The following is a 2,159-nucleotide window of genomic DNA, read 5'->3' as shown; positions in this document are numbered from 1 at the left end:
CTCCGCCGCACCCGGCGCCTCCACGCCACGACGACTCGTCAGCACCACAGAACGCACACCATGCTCCACCACCAGATGACGGGCCAACAGCGCGCCCAGACCACCCGTACCACCCGTGATCAACACCGTGCCACGGCCATCGAACGGCGTGGTCTCCGGCTCCGGCCGGTCCTCGGCCGGGGCCACCCGGGCGAGGCGCGCCGCGAGCACCCGCCCGTCGCGCACGGCCACCTGCGGCTCCCCGGCGGTCAGCGCCGTCCGTAGCACCGAGGACACCTCGCCCTGCTCCTGCGGGTCCAGGTCCACCAGGAGGAACTTCCCGGGGTGCTCGGTCTGCGCGGAGCGCAGCAGGCCCCAAACGGCGGCCTCGGCCGGGGTGCGCACCTCCTCGGAGGACTGGGCACCCATCGCGCCGCGGGTCACGAACACCAGGTAGGAGTCGTCGAACCGGTCGTCGGTGACCCATGTCCGCACCAGCTCCAGCGCGCGGTACGTGGTGCCGCGCACCCGTCCCGCCAGGTCCGCGCCGTCGTCGATGCCGACCGCCTCCGCGGCGCCCGCCACCATGACGACGTCCGGCGCCGTGGCCCCGGAGTCGATCGCCTCGCGCAGCGCGGACAGATCCGCGTAGGACGCCACGTCGGCACCCTCGGCCGCGAAGCTGGAGAGCACCCCCAGGTCGTCGGTGCCCAGCACGGCCCAGGTGCCTTCGGAGGCGGGGGCCGGAGCGCCGACGGGGACGGGGGTCCAGTCCAGCCGGAAGAGCGAGTCATGCCCGGCCGCCGGGGAACCGGCCGACTGGATCTGACCTTCCGCGACCAGCCGCATCACCAGGGAGTCGGCGGTGGCCACGGCGCGGCCGCTGGTGTCGGCCACCGCGAGGCCGATCGAGTCGGGTCCCAGCGAGCTGAGGCGCACCCTCAGTTCCGAGGCGCCCGTGGCCCGCAGCGACACGCCGGTCCAGGAGAACGGAAGCCTGGCGAGGCCCGCCTCCTCCTGGGGTACGAACATGACGGCCTGAATCGCCGCGTCCAGCAGGGCGGGGTGCAATCCGAACTTCCCGGCGTCCGAGGCGTTCTCCTCCGGCAGGCGCACCTCGGCGAAGACCTCGTCGCCACGGATCCACACCGACCGCAGCCCCTGGAAGACCGGGCCGTAGGCGAAGCCACCCGCCGCCATCCGGTCGTAGACGTCCTCGATGCCGATCCGCTCCGCGCCCTCCGGGGGCCATACGGCGAGGTCGGCCTGTCCGGTCTCGTCCGGCGCGCCGGTCTGGACGAGCAGGCCGGAGGCGTGCTGAACCCACGGCTGCTCCATGGTGGGGTCTTCCAGCCGGGAGTACACGTTCAGCGTGCGCGCGCCGTTCTCGTCCGGTCCGCCCACCGCCAGTTGGAGGTGTGCCGCGCCCCGCTCGGGCAGCGGCAGCGGCGCGGTGAGGGTCAGCTCCTCGACCCGGTCGCATCCCACCTGGTCGGCGGCGTGCAGGGCCAGTTCGAGGAAGGCGGTGCCGGGCAGCAGGATCGTGTCCTGGACCATGTGGTCGACCAGCCACGGATGCGTCTGCGGCGAAAGGCGGCCGGTGAACAGGAAGCCGTCCGCGTCGGGCAGTTCGACGGCGGCGCCCAGCAGCGGATGCGTCGGCGGGACGAGCCCCACCGCGGTGACATCGCTGGCGAAGGACGACAGGGCCTCCAGCCAGTAGCGCTCCCGCTGGAAGGCGTAGGTGGGCAGCTCGACCTTGCGGGCGCCGCGTCCGGCGAAGAGCCGCTCCCAGTCCACCGCGATGCCATGGACATGGAGTTCGGCCAGCGCCGTGGTCAGCGCCCGGGTCTCGGGACGGTCCTTGCGCAGCACCGGCACCAGGACCGGCTCGGTGGTCGCCTCGGGCCGGTCCGCCACGCAGTCCCGCGCCATCGCGGTGAGCACGCCGTCGGGACCGACCTCCACGAACCTGGACACGCCCTGCGCTTCGAGCGCCCGCACGCCGTCCGCGAACCGCACCGCCTCCCGCACATGGCGGACCCAGTACTCCGGCGAGCACACCTCGTCCGCGTTCGCCGCCGCGCCCGTCACATTGGAGACCAGGGCGATGGACGGCCGGGCGAACGACAGCCCCTCGACGACCTTGCGGAAGTCACCGAGCATGGCGTCCATGCGGG

Annotated in this window: 1 protein-coding gene; it reads right to left on the bottom strand. The window is 73.3% G+C overall.

Features of this window, described 5'->3' with window-relative positions; all coding sequences use genetic code 11:
* Window positions 1-2,159 (bottom strand): SpnB-like Rossmann fold domain-containing protein (locus tag KN815_RS04175; protein ID WP_216340292.1); only part of this gene is annotated, 2,159 nt, incomplete at both ends.

This window comes from Streptomyces niphimycinicus (assembly GCF_018883605.1).
GTDB classification, from domain to species: Bacteria; Actinomycetota; Actinomycetes; order Streptomycetales; family Streptomycetaceae; genus Streptomyces; species Streptomyces niphimycinicus.
The sequence above is the reverse complement of the archived record's forward strand: the minus strand, read 5'-3'. Positions and strand labels throughout refer to the sequence as shown.